Origin of the sequence: Chondromyces apiculatus DSM 436, from assembly GCF_000601485.1 — a bacterium.
Lineage (GTDB): Bacteria > Myxococcota_A > Polyangia > Polyangiales > Polyangiaceae > Chondromyces > Chondromyces apiculatus.
This window is the reverse complement of the sequence record NZ_ASRX01000008.1, coordinates 188,010-206,145: the sequence shown is the minus strand read 5'-3', so window position 1 is coordinate 206,145 and position 18,136 is coordinate 188,010. Positions and strand designations below refer to the sequence as shown.

The 18,136-nt window shown below is 72.1% G+C and carries 14 protein-coding genes; 6 read left to right on the top strand and 8 right to left on the bottom strand.

Going from position 1 to position 18,136, the window contains the following annotated elements:
* Positions 1 to 87: 87 nt before the first annotated feature.
* The 4 genes from CAP_RS06545 to CAP_RS06530 form a co-directional block, all read right to left on the bottom strand.
* A complete protein-coding gene (locus CAP_RS06545; RefSeq protein ID WP_052374332.1) occupies positions 88 to 477 on the bottom strand; it encodes a hypothetical protein in 390 nt (129 codons plus the stop codon).
* A gap of 72 nt (positions 478 to 549) precedes the next feature.
* Entirely contained in the window at positions 550 to 1,941 is a 1,392-nt protein-coding gene (locus tag CAP_RS06540) for a hypothetical protein (protein ID WP_044237338.1), read from the bottom strand.
* Between the two features lie 35 nt (positions 1,942 to 1,976).
* Positions 1,977 to 3,527 carry a FecR domain-containing protein gene (locus CAP_RS06535; RefSeq protein ID WP_052374330.1) on the bottom strand — a complete coding sequence of 517 codons (1,551 nt, stop codon included), beginning with the start codon at positions 3,525 to 3,527 and terminating at the stop codon, positions 1,977 to 1,979.
* Entirely contained in the window at positions 3,524 to 4,189 is a 666-nt protein-coding gene (locus CAP_RS06530) for an RNA polymerase sigma factor (protein WP_231511169.1), read from the bottom strand. Before CAP_RS06530 ends, CAP_RS06535 begins: the two co-directional genes overlap by 4 nt.
* 583 nt (positions 4,190 to 4,772) lie before the next feature.
* Here CAP_RS06530 and CAP_RS49955 point away from each other — a divergent pair.
* Positions 4,773 to 5,699, top strand: coding sequence for a CHAP domain-containing protein (locus CAP_RS49955; RefSeq protein ID WP_156040547.1), 927 nt, complete (start codon positions 4,773 to 4,775; stop codon positions 5,697 to 5,699).
* Between the two features lie 121 nt (positions 5,700 to 5,820).
* Here the strand turns inward: CAP_RS49955 and aroQ are convergent, their stop codons facing one another.
* A complete protein-coding gene (gene aroQ, locus CAP_RS06515; RefSeq protein WP_044237333.1) occupies positions 5,821 to 6,291 on the bottom strand; it encodes a type II 3-dehydroquinate dehydratase in 471 nt (156 codons plus the stop codon).
* Positions 6,292 to 6,496: 205 nt separating this feature from the next.
* Between aroQ and CAP_RS55645 the strand changes: the two genes are divergently transcribed.
* On the top strand, positions 6,497 to 7,285 hold the full coding sequence (locus CAP_RS55645) for an AAA family ATPase (RefSeq protein ID WP_197041040.1): 789 nt from the start codon (positions 6,497 to 6,499) through the stop codon (positions 7,283 to 7,285).
* On the opposite strand, the gene CAP_RS06510 is transcribed toward CAP_RS55645, so the two are convergent.
* From CAP_RS06510 to CAP_RS06500, 3 genes are all read right to left on the bottom strand, one after another.
* A complete protein-coding gene (locus CAP_RS06510) occupies positions 7,273 to 8,475 on the bottom strand; it encodes an acyl-CoA dehydrogenase family protein (RefSeq protein WP_044237327.1) in 1,203 nt (400 codons plus the stop codon). The genes CAP_RS55645 and CAP_RS06510 overlap by 13 nt on opposite strands.
* An 87-nt stretch (positions 8,476 to 8,562) precedes the next feature.
* Positions 8,563 to 9,201 (bottom strand): LysE family translocator, encoded by a 639-nt coding sequence (locus tag CAP_RS06505; RefSeq protein ID WP_044237324.1) that lies wholly within the window; start codon positions 9,199 to 9,201, stop codon positions 8,563 to 8,565.
* Between the two features lie 8 nt (positions 9,202 to 9,209).
* Positions 9,210 to 9,374 carry a hypothetical protein gene (locus CAP_RS06500; RefSeq protein ID WP_231511166.1) on the bottom strand — a complete coding sequence of 55 codons (165 nt, stop codon included), beginning with the start codon at positions 9,372 to 9,374 and terminating at the stop codon, positions 9,210 to 9,212.
* 249 nt (positions 9,375 to 9,623) lie between these two features.
* On the opposite strand from CAP_RS06500, the gene CAP_RS06495 reads away from it, so the two are divergent.
* Genes CAP_RS06495 through CAP_RS06480 form a run of 4 tightly spaced genes read left to right on the top strand, consistent with a single transcriptional unit; the run spans position 9,624 to position 18,127 of the window.
* Complete coding sequence (locus tag CAP_RS06495; protein ID WP_156040545.1) at positions 9,624 to 13,271, top strand: SUMF1/EgtB/PvdO family nonheme iron enzyme; 3,648 nt, start codon at positions 9,624 to 9,626, stop codon at positions 13,269 to 13,271.
* Between the two features lie 58 nt (positions 13,272 to 13,329).
* Positions 13,330 to 15,357, top strand: coding sequence for a DUF8459 domain-containing protein (locus tag CAP_RS06490; protein WP_231511165.1), 2,028 nt, complete (start codon positions 13,330 to 13,332; stop codon positions 15,355 to 15,357).
* Complete coding sequence (locus CAP_RS06485; protein ID WP_052374324.1) at positions 15,354 to 16,742, top strand: cation:proton antiporter; 1,389 nt, start codon at positions 15,354 to 15,356, stop codon at positions 16,740 to 16,742. The genes CAP_RS06490 and CAP_RS06485 overlap by 4 nt, the downstream gene beginning before the upstream one ends.
* Complete coding sequence (locus tag CAP_RS06480; protein WP_081864622.1) at positions 16,739 to 18,127, top strand: cation:proton antiporter; 1,389 nt, start codon at positions 16,739 to 16,741, stop codon at positions 18,125 to 18,127. Before CAP_RS06485 ends, CAP_RS06480 begins: the two co-directional genes overlap by 4 nt.
* The last annotated feature ends 9 nt before the right edge of the window (positions 18,128 to 18,136 follow it).

Here is an 18,136-nt window from a genome sequence, read left to right as displayed (position 1 = left end):
CTGTTCGACCTGCGACGCCACGCCGCGCTCAGCAACGTGGCGGTAGTTGACCAGCAGCTCTTGCTTGCGGCTTGACTGGTCAGGTCTCTAGTCGCCGCCCACGCCCCAGCCCCCGACGCCCGAGCCTCTCCCGCCGACGCCGCCCCAGGGCTCACCGCCGCCGGCACCGCCGATACCACCCCAGGGAGACGTGCCGCCGGTGCCGCCGTACCCGTCGGGACCACCGGCGGCCCCGCTTCCCCAGGGCTCACCGCCGCCGGGACCGCCGACGCTCACGGAACTCCCGCCGACGCCGCCGACGCCGCCGACGCCGCCGATACCGCCCGAAGGACCGCTGTCGTCATCGCCGCCATTCGTGCTGCTGGAGATGCTGATCGGGCTGATCTCGATCTGGCACCCGATCACGGACACGATGAACACTGCGGTAGCCGCGTGGATGGTGCGCGACGCGAGACGGGTGAAGGTGAAGCGATGCATGAGATGCCTCCTCTCGATTGAATGGTTCAAATGCTGGCTGTGCCGTAGTCGCGCGAGGGGGGTCGCCACGGCTCAACGAAATGCAGCTTCGGGATCTCCTGACACCACGAGCCCGAGCGTGGCGCGCACCAGGGGGAGGCCAGCGCGGGCACTGGCGGTGTCCGGGAAGGCAATGGTGGGCTCGGGGAGGAGGAGCAAGGCGTCGACGTCGAGCAGCACGGCGGCTCCAGGCACGATGCCTGCGCGGAGGCCCGCGCCGAGCTGGAGGGCGGCGGTCCAGGCTTCCGCGGTGTCGTCCTGGTACGGCGGCACGGCGTGGCCCTCGGCGGTGAGGTGGTAGATGCCCACGCCGGCCGCGATGACCGGGCGGAACAAGGCGTCGGGTGGGCCGAGGGAGCGCGCGGCGTCGAGGCCGAGGTGGTACTGACGCAGGTGGGTGTTGCCCGTCGGGTGGGTGAGCACGGTGGGGGTGGTGGTCGACATCCAGGTGACGCGGATGGCGACGGGCAGCGCGACGTAAGAGGCGCGGAATGCGGGGCCGAGGGCAGCTCCGAAATCGCCGGAGCTGACGAGGAGCGCGAGGGCGCCTTCGAACTCGGTCGAGGCGAGGAGCGGGAGCGGTGGCGCAGGGGCAACGCAGGGGGCTGTGCCCGGAGGGCAGGAGGCGGCGCTGGATGTGGGCGCGCTGGAGAGGGTGGCGGTGGCGGCCGGAGTGCTGGGGGCGGTGGCGGCCGGAGTGCTGCGCGTGAGCGCGCCGGGGGCGGGAGCGCCGGGGGCGGGAGCGCTGGGGTCGAGAGCGGTGGGAGCCGGCGTGCTGGAGGGGCGAGCGCCGGGAGCCGGCGTGCTGGAGGCGGGAGCGGTGGGAGCTGGCTTGCCGGAGGCGGGAGCACTGGGCAAGGGAGGTGGAGGGATCGCCGGGCGGGGGAGGCGCGCGAAGGAGAGGCGGCGGGCGCGGAGGATCTCCGCGGCACGGATGGCGAGGGCGCCTGGACCACCCGCGGTGAGGGTGCTGTCCGGTACGACACGGCGGGCAGCGGGATGCCGGCCATCGGTGAAGTGGATCTCGGCCGCGAGGCCGGTCGCAGCAGGGGTGAGGTAGATCGCGGCAAAAGGCAGGGCGTGGGTGGCGCCAGGAGAGGCCTCCGCGGTCGACGCTCCAGCGATCGACGCATCGGCAGGAGGGGCGTCGGCTGGTGGAGCGACCTCGCCGAGGGGAGGGGCGGCGGAGGCGTCGCCGGAGGTCATGGGCTCATCGGGGTTCACGAGGTGAACCTCGAAGCCCGAGGCGCGCAGCTCGGCGCGGAGGCGCACCAGAGCTTCGCGCGCTGCCGCGTCGGGCGACGGGGGTTGCATGAGGAGGACGCGCTCCGGGGCGGCCGTGGCGTGCGGTGCACCCGTCGTCGCCGCGATGGCGAGGAGGAGTGCCGCGAGGCGATGAAGGCGAGGCGGGCGCCCTGTGGGCATGGCTCCGGGGCCAGTGGGAGCGCGGCGGCTGGCGGTCAAGGCGTCGGTGGTAGGGGCGGCCCAGACGACGCGGACGGCACAGCAGGTGCGGAGGGCGCAGATGGCGCAGACGAGGAGGAGGCGGGCGGTGCGCCGGGCGCGCGCGGCGCAGGCGAGGTGGGGGTCGCGCTCGGAGGCGGTGCGGTAGATGCGCTCTCGGACTGGCGGTCTTGCCCAGGGTCGTCCTCGTCACGGCTGGCGGTGATGGTGCGCGCGGCCGTGGCGTGGGGGCCTTCGGGGTAGAGGCGAAGGTAGGCCTGCGCGGCGGGAATCGCGGCGCCGCTGCCGGCGGAGCGCTGGAGAGCGACCATCTTGCGGCCGAGGGCCTCGGCGGCGAAGGCGCCACCCGGAGCTTCGCGGAGGTACTGGTCGTAAAGTGCGATCGCTGCGGCCGGAGAGGCGTGAGCGTCATCGGCGATGCGGCCGAGGAGGAAGGCGGCGGTGGCAGCCTGCGCGGTGCCCTGGAAGCGGGTGCGCTGGGCGGTGAGGGCGCGCTGGGCGATGTCGCTGCGGCGGGCATAACGGGCAGCGTCGGCGAGGACGATAAGGTCGGCGAGGGAGGCCTGCTGCACGGTGGCATCGAGCCCGCGGGCCTCGGCGTCGGCGAGGATGCTGGCGAAGTCACCGGCGGCGATGCGGCTGGCCCAGGTGGATGGCGCCGGGGTCCGGGAGGAAGCTCCGGGAGAGGCGGCGCGCGCGGGGCCGCGCGGGGTGCTGGGGGTGCTGGGGGTGCTGGCGGGTGTGCCTGCGGTGGCGTCGCGCGAGGCGTCGGTGGTGAGGGGGGAGGTGAGGTTGGTGAGGGCCGGGGCGCCGTGGGACGGGAGGGCGCCGGCTGCGGCTCCGGCGGTGCTCGACGTGGGCTCGGCCTCGATGCGCAGGTCGCCCTCGCCGACGCGGGCGGTGAGCCGCTGGCCAGCCGTGAGCGCCACGCCGTCGGGGGTCATGGGGCCGTGCACGAGGACCGTGCCCTCGCGCATGTGCACGGAGAGGATCTGCTGCTCGGCCGACCAGGCCACCTCGAAGGCGGTGCCGGTGACGGCGATGACGAAGGGGCCTGCCTCGATGGACCACGCGGTGCGAGGGCGCTTGGCGACCTCGACGTCGGCCGTGCCGCGCTCCAGGACGACGCGGGCGCCATGCTCGCGGAGCTCGGCGATGCGTCCGCGTCCACCCTCGCGCAAGGTGACGGCGCTGCCGTCGCTGAAGCGCACCGCGGTGGCGCTCCCGGGCGCGGGGGCGACGTAGCCGCCCGCGGCGATCTCGCCGCCATCGACATGGACGACGGTGACGCGCGCGGAGGGCCGGGCGAACAGCAGGACGAGGGCGAGCGCGCAGGCCGCGAGGGTGGCAAAGGCGAGGCGCGAGAAGCGTCGTCCAGCGCGCGCGGCGTGCGTGGCAGCAGGGCGATGTTCGAGGGCGGCAAGGAGGGCGGCCTTGCCGGCGCGGTGGCGCTCGGGGGAGACCTCGCCAGGCGCGGCGTCGCGCAGGAGGCGGCCGGCGCGGTCGAGGAGGGGATCGGTGGTTTCGGGCTCGATGGGCCGGCTCATGCTCCTTCCTCCGTCTCGGCCGTGGGGCGCGGTCCGAGGTATGCAGCAAGGATAGGGTCGCGCTCGACGCGCGCGAAGACCTTGGCAGTGGCCCGGGAGAGCCTGCGCTTGGCGGTGGCCAGGGAGACGTCGAGGCCCGCGGCCACGTCGGTGAGCTCGAGCCCCTCGACGTGCCGGAGCACGAAGGCGAGGCGCTCGTCGGCGCTCATGGCGTCGAGGATGGCGTAGAGGCGGGCGAGGGCTTCGCGGGCGTCCTCGTCGACGGTGGTGGGCTCCTCGGGGACCGCGCCGGTGTCGGTGAGGCGGAGCCAGCGGCGGACGCGGCGCTTGCGGATCTCCGTGCCGGCGACGCGCACGGTGATGCCGATGAGGAAGCTCCGGACCCTGGCCGGCTCGCGCAGGGTGTCGATCTGGCGGAAGAAGCGGAGGAAGACCTCCTGGACCTGGTCCTCGACGTCGGTGGAGGGGCCGAGGGTGCGGCGCAAGAGGCCCCGTACGAGGGGAGAGAAGCGGTCCCAGGCCACCCCGGGCGCGGCGGGGTGGCCCTCGGCGGTGGCGCGCGCGATCGCTGCGTCGTCGGCCTGCGCGAGCGGGAGGTGATGTACCGAGGCGATGCGGGGGGCCTGGTACGTCAGGGCAGGGATGGGGGGGAGGGCGGCCAAGCGCCGTAGTAGTCGCCCAGGGGGGAGCGCGACGGCTCAGAAAAATGGAAGGAGGTCAGATCCCGGGAATGCTGCGGCCCTCCGGGAGAGCGCGGGGCTCCTGTAGGCCGCGCTGGATGCGATGCGCCAAGCGCGAGGCTCCGAGGATGGGCAGCACGCGACCGCACAGGTGCGCCATGTGAGACGCGAGGGGACCTCGCAGATACATCGGGCTGGTCAAAACCACATGAAGCATTCGCGATCCACGTGGTTCCACGAATGTCCGGAGGAAAGGTGCGCAGCGTGTCACGGCAGCGGATTCGTCCCTCCAGGGTATGCGCGCTGCGCCGCGGCGGGAGGTGCCCGTGGAGGAAACCCTGCATCGATCCGGCTGCATTCACGCCCTTTGCGTCTCGCGTTCGCTGCATCGGCGCCCGGAGGCGGGGTGATGGCACTCGGCTTGCTTGATGGCGGAGCCGGAGCACAGGGGGAGACCGCTGCCTGTCGGGGCCCGGGTGGGGTCGCGCGAGCGCACCCGGAAAGATCCGGCGCGAGGCGTGGCAGGTCGAGGACAACGGACCGGATTGGAGTAACGGAGGCATTCATGTCGTTTTCTCGTTTTCTCGTGATGTGCGCAGGGCTCGGCGTGATGACGGGCTGCGTCGCGCAGATGGATGGCGAGGACATCGAGGACGAGGAGCTGGGCTCCGCGGAGCAAGCCGTCGTGTATGCGACGGGCACCATCTTCAACACGAGTGGCGACGCCATCAACGTCCGCTCGGGGCCGAGCACCAGCAGCTCCGTCGTCGGTGTGGTCTACGAGGGCACGAGCGTGGGGATCGAGTGTCAGGTCAACGGGACAGTCGTCTCGGGCAACTCCATCTGGAATTACATCCCTTCGCGGGGCGGCTACGTGTCCGACCTCTACGTGTACACGGGCTACAACGGCTTCGTTCCCGGGATGCCCATCTGCGGGACCAGCACGGGCACCGGTAGCGGGGGCAGCGGCGGTAGCGGGGGCAGCGGCGGTAGCGGCGGCAGCGGCGGTAGCGGCGGCAGCGGCGGCAGCTCCACGACCATGATCAACACCATCGTGTCGAAGGCCCGGGCGGAGGTCGGCTACGAAGCGGGTGCGGGTGATTGCAACAAGTTCAGCTCGGCCCTGGGTGTCGGCTGTCAGGCCTGGTGCGCCGACTTCGCGCGCTACACCTGGGGGCAATCCGGCGCGAAAGTCGCCGGGCTCACGGGTGCCGTGACCTCGTTCCAGAGCTACGGGATCAACAATGGGACGTGGAGGGCCAAGGGCACGGGCGTGGTGCCGAAGAAGGGCGACGTCGTGGTCTGGGGCAACAACGCGCACGTGGCCATCGTCTCGGAGGTCAGTGGCAGCACCTTCAGGCTGGTCCATGGGAACTACGACAACGACTTCGATGGCCGTGGCGAGGTCTTCGAGACGGGGTTCGTGAACAGCAGCAACCAGGCGGGGACGGGGCAGCCCATCGTCGGTTACGTGTCACCCGTGAAGAACTGACTCTCCGGTGTGCTCCGGCGCTGCGGCATGCCCCCGGTGACCAGGGGGCATGCCCGGCGTTCACAGGCGCCCGCTGCTCGGTGCGACAGGTGCGCGACAGATGCCGGAGGCGTGAGGATCGTCAGCGAGGCGGCGGGACGCCGACGAGCTGAGCGATGCGGGCGAGGGCGAGGGCATAACCCTGGCTGCCGCAGCCGGAGATGACCGCGGAGGCGACGGCGGAGACAAAGCTGTGCTGCCGGAACGGCTCGCGCTTGTGGATGTTGGAGATGTGCACTTCGAGGATGGGCTGAGGGCACGCGGCGAGGGCATCCTGGATGGCCACCGAGGTGTGGGTGTACGCGGCGGGGTTGATGACGATGCCCGCTGCGTCCTCGCGCGCCGCGTGTATCCAGTCGATGAGGACGTGCTCGGCGTTGCTCTGGCGAAAGTCGACGCGGAGGCCGAGCCGGGAGGCCGTCTCGTGGCAGAGGCTCTCGATGTCGGCGAGGGTCTCGCTGCCGTAGATCTCTTGCTGACGCTTTCCAAGCAGGTTGAGGTTCGGGCCGTTGAGCACGAACACGAGAGGCAGCGCGGGAGAATCAGGGGTCACGGTGCACCTGTTGCGGGAGTCGGGCTTCTGGCAGAGCGGGCTTCATGAACGTCTCTCCTTTCGCGGCGCGGCGAGGGATCGCTAGCAGAGGGACTGCAGCCTGAAAAGGCTGCGGCTTGCCCGCTGGCGTCGAACCTGCTCGACGCGCTGGGATTGCTCTCGCGCCTCACCAGGGGACCCATTGACGAAGCGTTCAAGGGAGGGCGTGGCCGCAGCCTGGAACAGTTCACGCGGCAGGGCGGGCAGCCGGGGACCACGATCCGATTCGCGTGGGACGCTGCGGATCCTGGCGCTGCTGATGGCACTGCGGGTTGGTCCACTTCCATCGATGCTGGCGATCGAGGAGCCCGAAAACGGGGTCTACCCAGGGAGACTTCGCGCCCTGCTCAGCTTTCTACGGGAGATGACCCAGCGGGAACCGGCATCTCCGGGCGAAGCGGGCGCGGATGTACCCCCGGGCGAACCCGCCATCGAGGAGGACGGGGAGGATCCGTTGGGTGAGGTATCTCCGCCGCAAATGCTGCTCACCTCGCATTCCCCCGTGATCCTGACAGCCCTGCGCACGGCGTGGAGCTCTTCGCAGAGGGGCCAACAGATTACGCCCTTCTCCTGCCGCTGCTCGACAGGACCACGGAGACACCCGCTGCGGCGCAGCTTCCAGGCGCCTACGAGGTGGCCCAATCCATCGGTATCGACGCACCCACCGGGGTGGGAGAGCGCCGCGCCGAGAAGATCGCTGCCGCGATTGACGCGTACTGGGACCAGTGCACGATCTTCGTCATTCATTCCGACGGCGCCGGCGACCCCTTGGAGGCGCAGCGAGCGTGCGTGCGTGGATCCCGGCATCCTCACTGCCCGCGCCGCCTGGCCAGATCGTTCGATCGTGGCGGTCGGCTGTGTCCCGGTCCGGGAGACCGAACCTGCGGGCGCCCTTCGTCACCTTGCAGTTCCCGTGGTTGAGAGGCTGCGGGGTGCTCTGGCTCAGGGGGCGTGATCCCGCGGCAGGATCATGGGCTGGAAGGGCTCGGGCATGCCGAGGAGGTGGCGGCCGGCGAACTCGTAGGCGTCGTCGGTGGCGGCGATGTGCTGCGTCGCGGCGTGCAGATCGCGGAAGCAGCGCTGCAAGGGGCTCGTGGCATAGAGCGCGCTCGCGCCCCCGGCGTGGTAGGCGAACGTGCCCACCTCCGCGGCAATCTCGGTGGTGTAGGTGGTGAGGGTGCGGATGGCGACCCAGTCGGCCTGCGAGAGGTTCTCGCCCGAGCAGATGCGATCCCAGGTGCTGCCGAGGACGTCGACGGTGTAGGCGCGGGCGGCACGAAGCTTCACGGCAGCGCGGCCGAGGTCCATCTGGAAGGCAGGGTGTGCTCCGAGCGGCGTCTGGGGCCAGGCCTTGATGCGGTGGGGCGCCACGGCGGTGATCTCGTCGAGGGCGCGCTGGGCAGCGCCGAGGACGAAGCCGGCATGGCCAGGGGCGACGAGGGCCAGCATGGGGAGACGGTAGAGGGGACCTCCCCGGCGGGGAGGCGCGGTGGGCGCAGGGCAGGTGAAGGCGTCGGGGACGAAGGCATCCTTCAGCCGGTAGTGCTCGCTACCGCTGCCGCGCAGGCCGGCGACATGCCAGGTGTCCTCGATGTGGACGTCGGCTGCAGGGATGGCCACGTCGATCATGCGCGGAGGGTCGCCCTCACGCTCGGCGGGGACGAGGGCTGCCGTGAAGATCCAGTCCGCGTGGCGGATGCCGCTGCCGAAAGGCCAGCGACCCTCGACGCGGTAGCCGCCTGCGACCTGGCGCGCCGTGCCCGTGGGGACGCGGAACCCTGCGACACACACGGAGGACGGCATGGCGGGCGAGGGGAAGATGGCCCGGGCACCTTCGTCAGGGAGGTAGGCGGCGGCCATGGCGGCGCTGAGGGCCGAGATCATCAGGCACCAGCCAGCGGAGGTGTCTGCGCGGGCCATGGCCTCGAAGACCTCGGCCTGGAGGAGCGGGTCACACTCCATCCCCCCGAACTCGCGTGGGATGGCGATGGCAAGGAGGCCGCTCTCGCGCAGGGCGGCGACGACCTCGGGCACGAGGGTGCGGGCCTCCTCGGAGGCGTGGGCGTGCTGCGCGGCAATGGCGCCGACGCGGTCGACGGCGGCGAGGAGGGACAGGCGGGTAGGGCTGCGAGGATGATCGTCCACGGGGGGCCCGACAGCGGTCAGGCCGTGAGGTTCCCGGAATGTTGCGCCTCATCGTGAGAAGGTGATGACGCCCAGCGAGGGGTCGCGTCAGGGATGCTGGAAGGCGCGGACGAAGTCGATGCCGGCGCTCACCGCCATGACGACGAGCAGCATGCCCATGCAGCGGATCAGCCAGGTGAGCGTGCGGCGGGGGAAGCGGGAGCCGTAGCGGCGGAGGAGGGCGACGAGCAGGATCTCCCAGGCAGCGACGCCAGCGCCTGCGGAGATGCCGAAGGGAAGAGCGTCGAAGGGGGTGAAGGCGGCGACCTTCCGCCCGTAAAGGTAGGCGACGGCCGCACTCCAGGTGGCGATCAGGGTAGGGTTGAGGATGGACACGGTGAAGCCGAGGAGAAACCCGCGGCCGCTGTCATCGCGGGTGGTTCCAGGGTCTTCGGTCGGGCGCCAGCGCATGAAGTACACGCCGAGGGCGCCGAGCACGAGGGCGCTCACGCCGTTCGCCGCGGAGAGGATGACAGGGTGGTCGGCGAGGAACGTGGAGAAGCCCCAGAAGGCCACGGCGGCGTAGATGGCCTCGGCGAGGGCGGCGCCGAGGCCGATGCGCACCGCGACGCTGTGGCGCTGCTGCACGCTGGCGCTGAGGACCATCGCCGCAATCGGGCCGGTCAGCGGGATGGATCCGATGAAGCCGAAGGCGAACGCGACGATCGAGACGATGAGGATGGTCAAAGGGGAGCCTAGACCTCGTGCGCCTCGGGGTGATGGCTCGGGTTCTCGCCTGGATCGGCGTTGGAAGCGCGTGCGGGAGCAGCGCAGTGAACGCCGTCGTCGACCACGGTGGACACGTTCAGCGCCACCGGATCGGAAGATGTCGGTGCGGGTGCGGTGAGCGCGGCGGGCATGGAGAGCACGAACTTCAACTTTCCGAACGGGCCTGCGGGTGTCAAGCCACCGAGGGGATGGATGATTCAAGGTCGGTCTACACTGTTTCCAGGCGTCGCGGCGTCGCACTCTTGCTCCGGTGGGAGGGTGGGCACACGGGCCTGGTTGAGCGCGTGCCAGGCGTGCGGTTAGCGTGAGAGGTGCACGCCTTGAGGGGCTGAGCGTGCGAAGGATGCGGTGCACGCGGTGCACGCGGCGAGAGAGGGATCATGTCAGCGAGGCTTCACCACATGCAGGACGGTCTCGAAGAGAAGCAGGGAGCGCGGCCGCTGCGCTGGCTCCACCTCTCCGAGCTGCGCCTCGGAGCTGGCGATGCGGAGGGCGGTGACGCGATCTACGGGAGGCTGGTGCGTGCCTTCGCGGAAGGAGGGCCGTTCGCCGCCAAGAAGCCGGATCTGGTGTTCTGCACGGGTGACGTGGCCCTCTCGGGCAAGCCGGAGCAGTACCGGGCGGCGCTGCGCTTCTTCGAGGAGCTGGCGCGGGTGACCGGCGTGCCAGCGGAGCGGATCTTCGTCGTGCCCGGGAACCACGACATGGACAGGGCACGGGTGAGCACGCGGTTCTCGCTCTCGCTGGAGGAGCGGCGGGACGCAGAGGCCTTCTTCGGGGCCGCAGGAGGCGAGGACCGGGAGATCGCGCTCCGCAGGTTTCAGGGGTTCTCGGCGTTCCTGCGCGAGGGGTTCGGGGTGCAGCTCTCGGGGGAGCAGCCGTACCTCCTCGCACGTTGCGAGGTGGCGGGGAGGCGGGTGTCGGTGCTGGGGTTCAACTCGGCGTGGCTCGCGCACGAGGAGGGGATGAAGGGGCACCTCGTGGTGGGAGAGCGGCTGGTGCGGCAAGGGCTCGCGGCGCTTGCGGAGGAGGGGGACGGGCAACGGCCCGATCTGCGGGTGGCGTTGATGCATCACCCCCTGGGGTGGCTGCACGAGGTGGAGCGGGTGGCGGTGCGGGACGCGCTGGTCGGCGGGGTCGACTTTCTGCTGCACACGCGGCCGCATGGCGAGCCCACGGTGCTGGCGGAGGGGACGGGAGGGGCGGTGATCCTCGCGGCCGGCGGGGTGTTCAGGGGCGCCGGTGAGCCGGGGGTGGCGCTGCTCGTGGAAGTGGATGGAGAGGGGACGCGGGTGGAGGCGCTCGCCTGCGTGCAAGGTCATGGCGAGGGGCACAGGCGCTGGGTGAGGCCGGAGGGGGGCACGGTGCGGCTACCGTGGCGGGCGCGAGAGCTGCGCGCAGGCGGGAGGCTTGGGGGCGGGATCTCGGGGGCCGCGCTGGGCACGTACCTGCGTCGGCTGGAGAACGAGACGCGGTGGGCGATGCTGATCGGGCTGAGCAGCGGGGTGAACGCGCTGCGCATCCGGCTGGACCAGGTGTTCGTCCCGCTCGCGGTCCAGGAGCTGGGGGTGGCGGCGGGGAGCGAGGCAGGGGACGAGGACGGAGGGGCACGAGGGCGCGAGGGGCCAGGCGGCGAAGGGGGTGGGCCGGAGGGGATGCGCGCGACGCGGGCGGGGGTGGTCGCGCTGTGGCAGCGGGCGCCATTCCTGGCGGTGGTCGGCGGGCCCGGGAGCGGGAAGACGACCTTGCTTCGCCACCTCGCGCACCTCGGTGCGCGGGCCTTCGCAGGCGACGGCGAGGCTCGGGCGGAGCTGCTGCTCGAAGGTCAGGCGGCGCCACTGCCGCTCCTGATCGCGCTCCCACAGATCGCGGCGCTCATGCCGGAGGGGGCAGGCGCGGGAGAGCTTGTGGCTGCCATCGCTGCCTGGGCAGAGCGGGAGCGGGGTCTCCCGGAGGGGTGGCTGCGCGAGGCGCTGCGCGGGAAGCAGGTGGCGCTCTTCGCCGATGGGCTCGACGAGATCCCGGACCTCGCGCATCGCCAGCGCATGACGCGCGCGCTCGTGGCGCTCTCGCTGGAGATCGCGGCGCGCCAGGGACCGGGGAGGGTGATGGTGACGACCCGGCCTGCGGGATACGGAGGAGGGGTGCGGCTCAAGGCGCCGTTCGCGGAGGCGCAGCTCCTCGATCTCGAAGAGGCCGAGGTGGAGCGCTTCGTCACGCGCTGGGTACAAGCGGCAGCGCGGGTGCCCGAGGGGGTGCGGCTCGATCAGCACCCGGAGGTGGCGGGCAAGGTGAGCTCGCTCCTCGAAACCATCCGCGCGAGCGAGGCGCTGACCGCACTCGCGGGGCAGCCGCTGCTCCTCACGGAGATCGCGCTCGTGCACCACCGGCGCGGGCACATCCCGGAGCAGCGGGCGCTGCTCTACGAGGCGGTGCTGGAGGTGCTGCTCCGTCCTTTCGAGCGGCATGCGCACTTCAGGCCTGCGGTGGTGCGGGGTGCACTGTCGGCGGTGGCATGGCACCTGATGGAGGTGAGCGCGCCGGAGGATCTGCGCCAGGCGGAGCAGCTCGAGGTGCTCGCCGGGGTGGTGGCGCGCCGGCTGGTGGGGAAGGGGACGCACGAGGAGCTGGAGAGCGACGCGGCGCTCGGGGAGCAGGCGCTCGCGCTGCTCGAAGCGCAGGCACGCGAGGCGGGGATCCTGCAGATCGACGGCGATCACCGCTGCAGGTTCGCGCACCGGACGCTCCAGGAATACCTGGCCGCGGTGCAGCTCACCGACCTGCCGGAGGCAGAGCTGCAGGAGGTGGTGTGCGCGCGGGTGGATGAGCCGAGCTTCCGGGAGACGTTGCGCCTCGCGGTGGGCATCCTCGCGGCGCACCGGCCAGGGGCCCTGTCGCGGCTGCTCGGGGCGCTGTCGGGATCGCCGGAGCTGCCCCTCCTGCAGCGGGCGCGTGGAGCCGCGGGGGCGGCGTCGCTCCTCGCAGACGTGGCGATGTTCGACCTGGAGCCGTTCCTGCTCGCGCCGATCCGCAGGGAGCGCGACGCGATGCTCGGGGTGCTGGAGGATGGGAGATCGCCGGAGCCATTGCGGGTCGGGGTGGGCGAGGCGCTGGGGCGCGTGGGGGATCCGCGCCTCATCGAGGAGCGTCGCTGGGTGGAGGTGCCCGAGGGGCCATTCTTCCGGGGAGCGCCTGCGGACGACGAGCAGGCGATGGAGGACGAGAAGCCGGGCCACGTGGTGCCCTGGCTGCCGCGGATCCTGGTGCAGCGCTGGCCGGTGACGATCGAGGAGTTCTCGCGCTTCGTCGAGGATCGTGGCTACGAGGCGTCGGCGTTCTGGACCGAGGAGGGGTGGGCGTTCCGGTGCCGTGAGGGGCTGTCGGCGCCGGAGGGCTGGGCCGTACAGCGGCAAGGCGCCTGGAACGCGCCGGTGACCGGGATGTCGTTCTGGGAGGCCGAGGCTTACTGTCGGTGGCTCGATCGGCGACGACGGCCTGCGCAGCTTCCCGAAGGGTGGGTCGTCCGGCTGCCCACCGAGTCGGAGTGGGAGAAGGCCGCGCGCGGCGGGCTCGAACTCGACGAGGGCCAGGAGAACCCGCACCCGGAGCGCCGCTATCCGTGGGGCGGTCCGTGGAACACGCACCTGGCCAACACCGGGTTCCGGTTCCAGCGCGTCACGCCGGTGGGGTGTTTCCCGGGTGGTGAAGGACCCTACGGGGCCTGGGATCAGGCCGGCAACGTGTGGGAGTGGTGCGCCGACTGGTACGATCCGGGCGCGTGGGAGGCGTACGTGCGCGGCGGCCCTGGGCAGCCCGCGCTCGTGGCGCTCGACGCAGCGCTGGCGCCGGAGATGCCCATCCTGGATGCGCAAGGCAGCACCGTGCGCACGCGGTGTCGCGTGCTGAGGGGCGGTGGGTGGGGGATCAGCGCGCTGATCGCGCGGGTTTCCTACCGCGGGCAGGGAGAGCCGTGGCGACGTGATGGGGTGACTGGGCTGCGTTGCGTCGCCGGACCGCCTCTTCCCTGAGAGCGACCGGGTACCGGCACGGCTTGACCTTCTCGCCCACTCCGCGGAAGCTCCGGCCGTGAAGCGGCTCTTCGCGCGCCCTGGGACTGCCAGGACTCTGGCAGCGGCGCTCGCTGCCGCGGTTGTCGTGCCCGGGATGGCGGTGTTCCCGCCGGCAGCTTCGGCGCAGGGCCAGGGCCCTCAGGGAGCGAGCGACGCGGGGCCCTCGACGGATGCCAGGGCGCCTCGACCTGCGCGCCTTCCTGAGCGCCTTCCTGCGGGCAGCGCCGATCCGGACGCTGGCACGAGATCCGACGCTGGCACGAGGGCCGACGCTCAGGCGCTGACGGACGCTGGGGCGCTGGCGGACGCGGGGACGAGGACCGACGCGGGCGCAGTGGAGGATGCCGGCGCCACCCCGAACGACGCGGGCGCGGCGGAGCAGGACGGCGGAGCCGCGGGGCAGGACGGCGGACCGGGGGACGGGGGAGCCGGGGCCGCGGATGCCGAGGTGTCCGGGGGCGATCTGCTCGGGGACGAGTACGAGACCGAGCCTGAGCCACCGCGCTCGCGCCGCCCGTCTCTGCCGGCGGCGAGCGCCGCCGTGCCGCCTCCGGTGCCGACGCTCGCGCTGCCGCCGCCGTTCCCACCTGCGGCGTCGGCGGAGCCGCAGGAAGAGGCGCCGATCCGCTTCATGGACCGGACGGTGTTCGTGGTGCGAGGGCCGCGCGGTGGGCGCACGCCCGAGCAGCGCGCGCGCGCTGCGGTCCAGGTGCTGGAGCGCGCCGCCCAGGAGCCCGAGATCCCCGAGGTCCGGGTGGACATCAGCGGCGACGTGGCGGTGATCTACGTGGGCCAGAGCCCCCTCATCCAGCTCGGGCCCTCCGACGCGCTGGCCGCTGGCGATGCCTCGCTCGGAGTCCACGCCGACACCGTGGCCTCCAAGGTGCGCGACACGCTGGCCCGGGAGCGCAGCCGCAGCCAGGCCGCGCAGCTCGTGTTCTCGGTCTCGCTGGTGGTCTTCTCGGGGCTGATCGCGCTGGCGCTTCTCCGCAAGGTCGGTGAGCTGGTGAAGCGGGTGCGGGGCTGGATCGCCGACCACCCGGACAAGCTCCCGGCCATCGTGCTGGGGGGCATCGAGATCGTCCGCCCCGCGGCCTTCAAGGGCGCGCTCTCGGTGTCGCTCGGCGTGCTCCGGGTGCTCGCGCAGATCGGGGTCATCTACACCTGGCTCATTTTCTCGTTCTCGCTGTTCGAGGCGACGGCCAGCGTGCGCGAGCGGCTCACGGGGTTCGTGCTCGCGCCGGTGTCGGCGCTGGTCGGGCGCCTCGCGGTGAGCGTGCCGGTGCTGGTGATCGCGATCTTCGCGGCGCTCGTGGTGCTGCTCGTCCTGCGCTTCGTGGGCCTGTTCTTCGGCAGCGTGGCGCGTGAGGAGACCAAGGTCGGGTGGCTGCCTGCGGACCTCGCGGCGCCCACCGGGGTGCTGGTGCGGATGGCCATCGTGGTCGGGGCGCTGGTGTTCGGGGCGCCGCTGGTGACGGGCGTGTCAGAAGGGTCGCTCGCGCGCACGGGCATGGTGATGCTGGTGATGCTGGGGCTCGCCGCGGTCCCGGTGCTCGCGTCGGCGGCGACGGGCGTGGCCGTGGTCTACGGCCGGAAGATGCGGCTCGGGGACATGGTCGAGGTGGGGGGACGGGCTGGTCGGGTGCGGGAGCTCTCGCTCCTCGAAGTGCGCCTCGAGGACGAGGATGGATGCCCCGTGCGGGTGCCGCACCTGCTCAGCCTGGTGCACCCCACCCGGCTGCTCGGGCGACACCCGCTGATGGTCATCGCGCTGAGCGTCTCGCCGTCGGCGGATCTGGCGCGGACTCAGGAGATCCTGGCGCGGGCCGCGGGGAGCGTGAGCGGCCGGGCGCGGGTCAACCTGGTAGGGCTCGACGAGGGGGGCGCGCACTTCCGGGTGACGCTGGTCTCGGAGGACCGAGACGCGCGCGGGCGCTGGCTCGCTGGGGCTGCGCTGGCGCTCGCGGCCGCGGGGATCTCGCTGGGGCGGCCTCCTGAGGGGAAGCGATCAGGTCGGAGCGCGGCTCCTGGTGAGGTGCCTTGAACGAAGTCTGGCTCCTCATGGGGCTGCTGCTCCTGTCGTACATCGGCAGCTTCCTCGTGGGGGGCCACGCGCTCCGCGGCTACGGGCTGCCCTCGGGGTCGGAGTTCGTGGTGCTCGGGTTTGCGCTCGGGCCCTTCGCGCTCGGGCTGGTGGAGCGCTCCACGCTCTCGATGTTCGAGCCCGTCGCCGATGTGGCGCTCGGGTGGTTGGCGCTGGTGGTCGGGCTGGGCTTCGGCTTCTCGAAGGAGGGACGGGTGGGGCCGGCACGGCTCGCGCTCGGGGTGGGCCTGTCGCTCGGGGTGGGCGCGGTGGTCGGGATCGCCGTCTGGGTCGCGTCGGGGATCTTCGCGTCGGAGCTCGGCGCGCGAGAGCGCACGGTGCTCGCGCTCGGCGTCGGCGCAGCCTGCGGGGAGACGACGCGCCATGCGGTCGCCTGGGTGGTGGAGCGCTACAGGGCGCGGGGGCAGCTCGCGAGCCTCATCGACGATCTCGCCGACTCCGACGATCTCGGGCCGCTCCTGATCATGGGCGTGGCGTTCGCCCTCGCCCCGGCGGCCGAGGGGGGGCTCTCGATCCCGGTCTACGTCTGGACGGCGATCACCATCGGCATCGGGGTCGCGCTGGGCCTCATCGCGGTGGTGCTGCTCGGCAGCGATTTCCGGCTCATCCAGAGCTGGGGCGTGCTCCTCGGGACGTCGCTGCTCACCATCGGCACCACGGCGCGCTTCGGCCTCTCTCCGCTGCTCGCGACGTTCGTCATGGGTGTCACCATCGCCGGGGGCTCGCAGCACCGAGGAGAGATCGTGGCCATGGTGGCGCCCACCGAGCGCCCGGTGCTGCTCCCCGTGCTGCTCCTGGCCGGTGCGCACCTCCGGCCGCTCGAGGCCCCCTACCTGCTGCCGCTGGCGTGCGTGGCGCTCGCGGCGCGGGTGCTGGCGAAGGTCGGCGCCGGCCTCGTGGTGCGGCGGGTGTGCCCGGCGGCAGGGGCGACGACGGCCACGCTCGGGCTCGGCATGCTCTCGTGCGGCGCGGTGGCCATGAGCATGGGCCTCGGCTTCTCACTGCGGTTCCCGGGCAAGGTCGGGGACGCGGTGCTGCTCTGCGCAGCCGTGGCCACGGTCTTCGGCGAGTTCGTGGGGCCGGTGTCCCTGCGGTCCTTGCTCCGGAAGGCCGGCGAGATCGCGGCAGTGAGCGAGGTGCCGCCGCGGCCGAGCCGCTGGAGCGCGTCGCCCGACGGGGCGCGCATCTCGGAGGTGAGCCCGATCCCGGCGGCCGACGTGCTGGCGACACCCCTCCCCGGAGGCGTTTCGCTGCCAGGGACGACGCCCCTCCCGGCTCCCCAGAAGCTCCCCACCATCCCCAGGCCGGAGGATGGCAGCCCATGAGCGGCGGAGGCGACACGAGGCCGAAGGGAGTGCGCCAGCACCTGACGCACGCGCTGGTGCTGCTGCTGCTCTTCGCGCTGCTCTATCTGGGCACCCGGGGGAGTCAGGATGTCCACGGCTCGGCCTCGACCATCGCTGCTGCTGGCTTCCTGCTCCTGGCCGGGACGCTCGCGAGCGAGCTGGTGGAGCCGCTCGGGTTGCCGCACCTGTCCGGCTACATCCTCGCAGGCGTCCTCGCCGGGCCGCACGTGCTGCACCTCGTGGATCACCACACGGTGAACGCGCTGTCGGGCGTCAACGCGCTCGCGCTCGCGCTCATCGCGCTCGCGGGTGGCGCGGAGCTGAAGCTCGAGGTGGTGCGCAAGGTCCTGAAGAGCATCGCGATCCACATGCTCTTCCAGACGGTGATGGTGTTCGTGGGGCTGACGGCGATCTTCTACGCCGCGCGCAACCTCATCCCCTTCGTGGCAGCGCTGCCCGTGGCCGCCGCCGCGGGCGTGGCCGTCCTGTGGGGGGTCCTGGCAGTGAGCCGCAGCCCCTCGGCGACCCTCGGGATCCTGGCGCAGACGCGGGCGAGCGGACCCCTGGCGATGCACACCCTGGCGTTCGTGATGACGAGCGACATCGTCGTGATCACCATGGCGGCGTGCTCGATCAGCGCGGTGCGCCCGCTCATCGAGCCCGGTTCGTCGATCTCGCTGCACGAGCTGGAGGTGCTCGGCCACGAGCTCCTCGGCAGCGTCGCCATCGGCACCACCCTGGGCCTGGGCCTCGCCGCCTACCTGCGGGTCGTGGGGCGGCAGCTCATCCTGGTGTTCGTGGCGCTCGGCTTCGGGGCGACGGAGATGCTCCGCTACCTGCGCTTCGACGCGCTCCTCGTGTTCATGACCGCGGGGTTCGTGGTGATGAACCTCTCCCGGCAGGGGGAGAAGCTGCTGCACGCGGTGCAGGATGCTGCGAGCCTGGTATTCGTGCTGTTCTTCGCGACAGCCGGTGCGCACCTCGACTTGCCGTTGCTCCGAGATCTGTGGCCGGCGGCGCTCCTGCTCGGGGTGTCCCGCGCGGTGATCACCTGGGTCGCGGGCCGCATCAGCAGCCGCCTCGCCGGGGATCCGCCGCTCATCCAGCGGTGGGCCTCGGCGGGGCTGGTGTCGCAGGCAGGCCTGTCCATCGGGCTCGGCCTGGTGATGGAGCGCGCCTTCCCGACACTGGGGAGTGGCTTCCGTGCGCTGGTGGTGGCGTGCGTGGCGTTCAACGAGGTGCTGGGGCCGATCCTGTTCAAGCTCGCGCTGGACCGCGCGGGTGAGACCGCCGTCGAGGCGTCGCGTGGGACGCGAGGGAGCGCGAGCGCGACCGCGGATGAGGTGCCCGCGTCGCCCCGCTGACCCGCAGAG

Coding starts and splice junctions, on each gene's coding strand:
- CAP_RS06545 (WP_052374332.1), bottom strand. CDS start 477: ATGCATCGCTTCACCTTCACCCGTCTCGCGTCGCGCACCATCCACGCG.
- CAP_RS06500 (WP_231511166.1), bottom strand. CDS start 9,374: ATGCCCGCCGCGCTCACCGCACCCGCACCGACATCTTCCGATCCGGTG.
- CAP_RS49955 (WP_156040547.1), top strand. CDS start 4,773: ATGTCGTTTTCTCGTTTTCTCGTGATGTGCGCAGGGCTCGGCGTGATG.
- CAP_RS06495 (WP_156040545.1), top strand. CDS start 9,624: ATGTCAGCGAGGCTTCACCACATGCAGGACGGTCTCGAAGAGAAGCAG.
- CAP_RS06480 (WP_081864622.1), top strand. CDS start 16,739: ATGAGCGGCGGAGGCGACACGAGGCCGAAGGGAGTGCGCCAGCACCTG.
- CAP_RS06535 (WP_052374330.1), bottom strand. CDS start 3,527: ATGAGCCGGCCCATCGAGCCCGAAACCACCGATCCCCTCCTCGACCGC.
- CAP_RS06540 (WP_044237338.1), bottom strand. CDS start 1,941: ATGCCCACAGGGCGCCCGCCTCGCCTTCATCGCCTCGCGGCACTCCTC.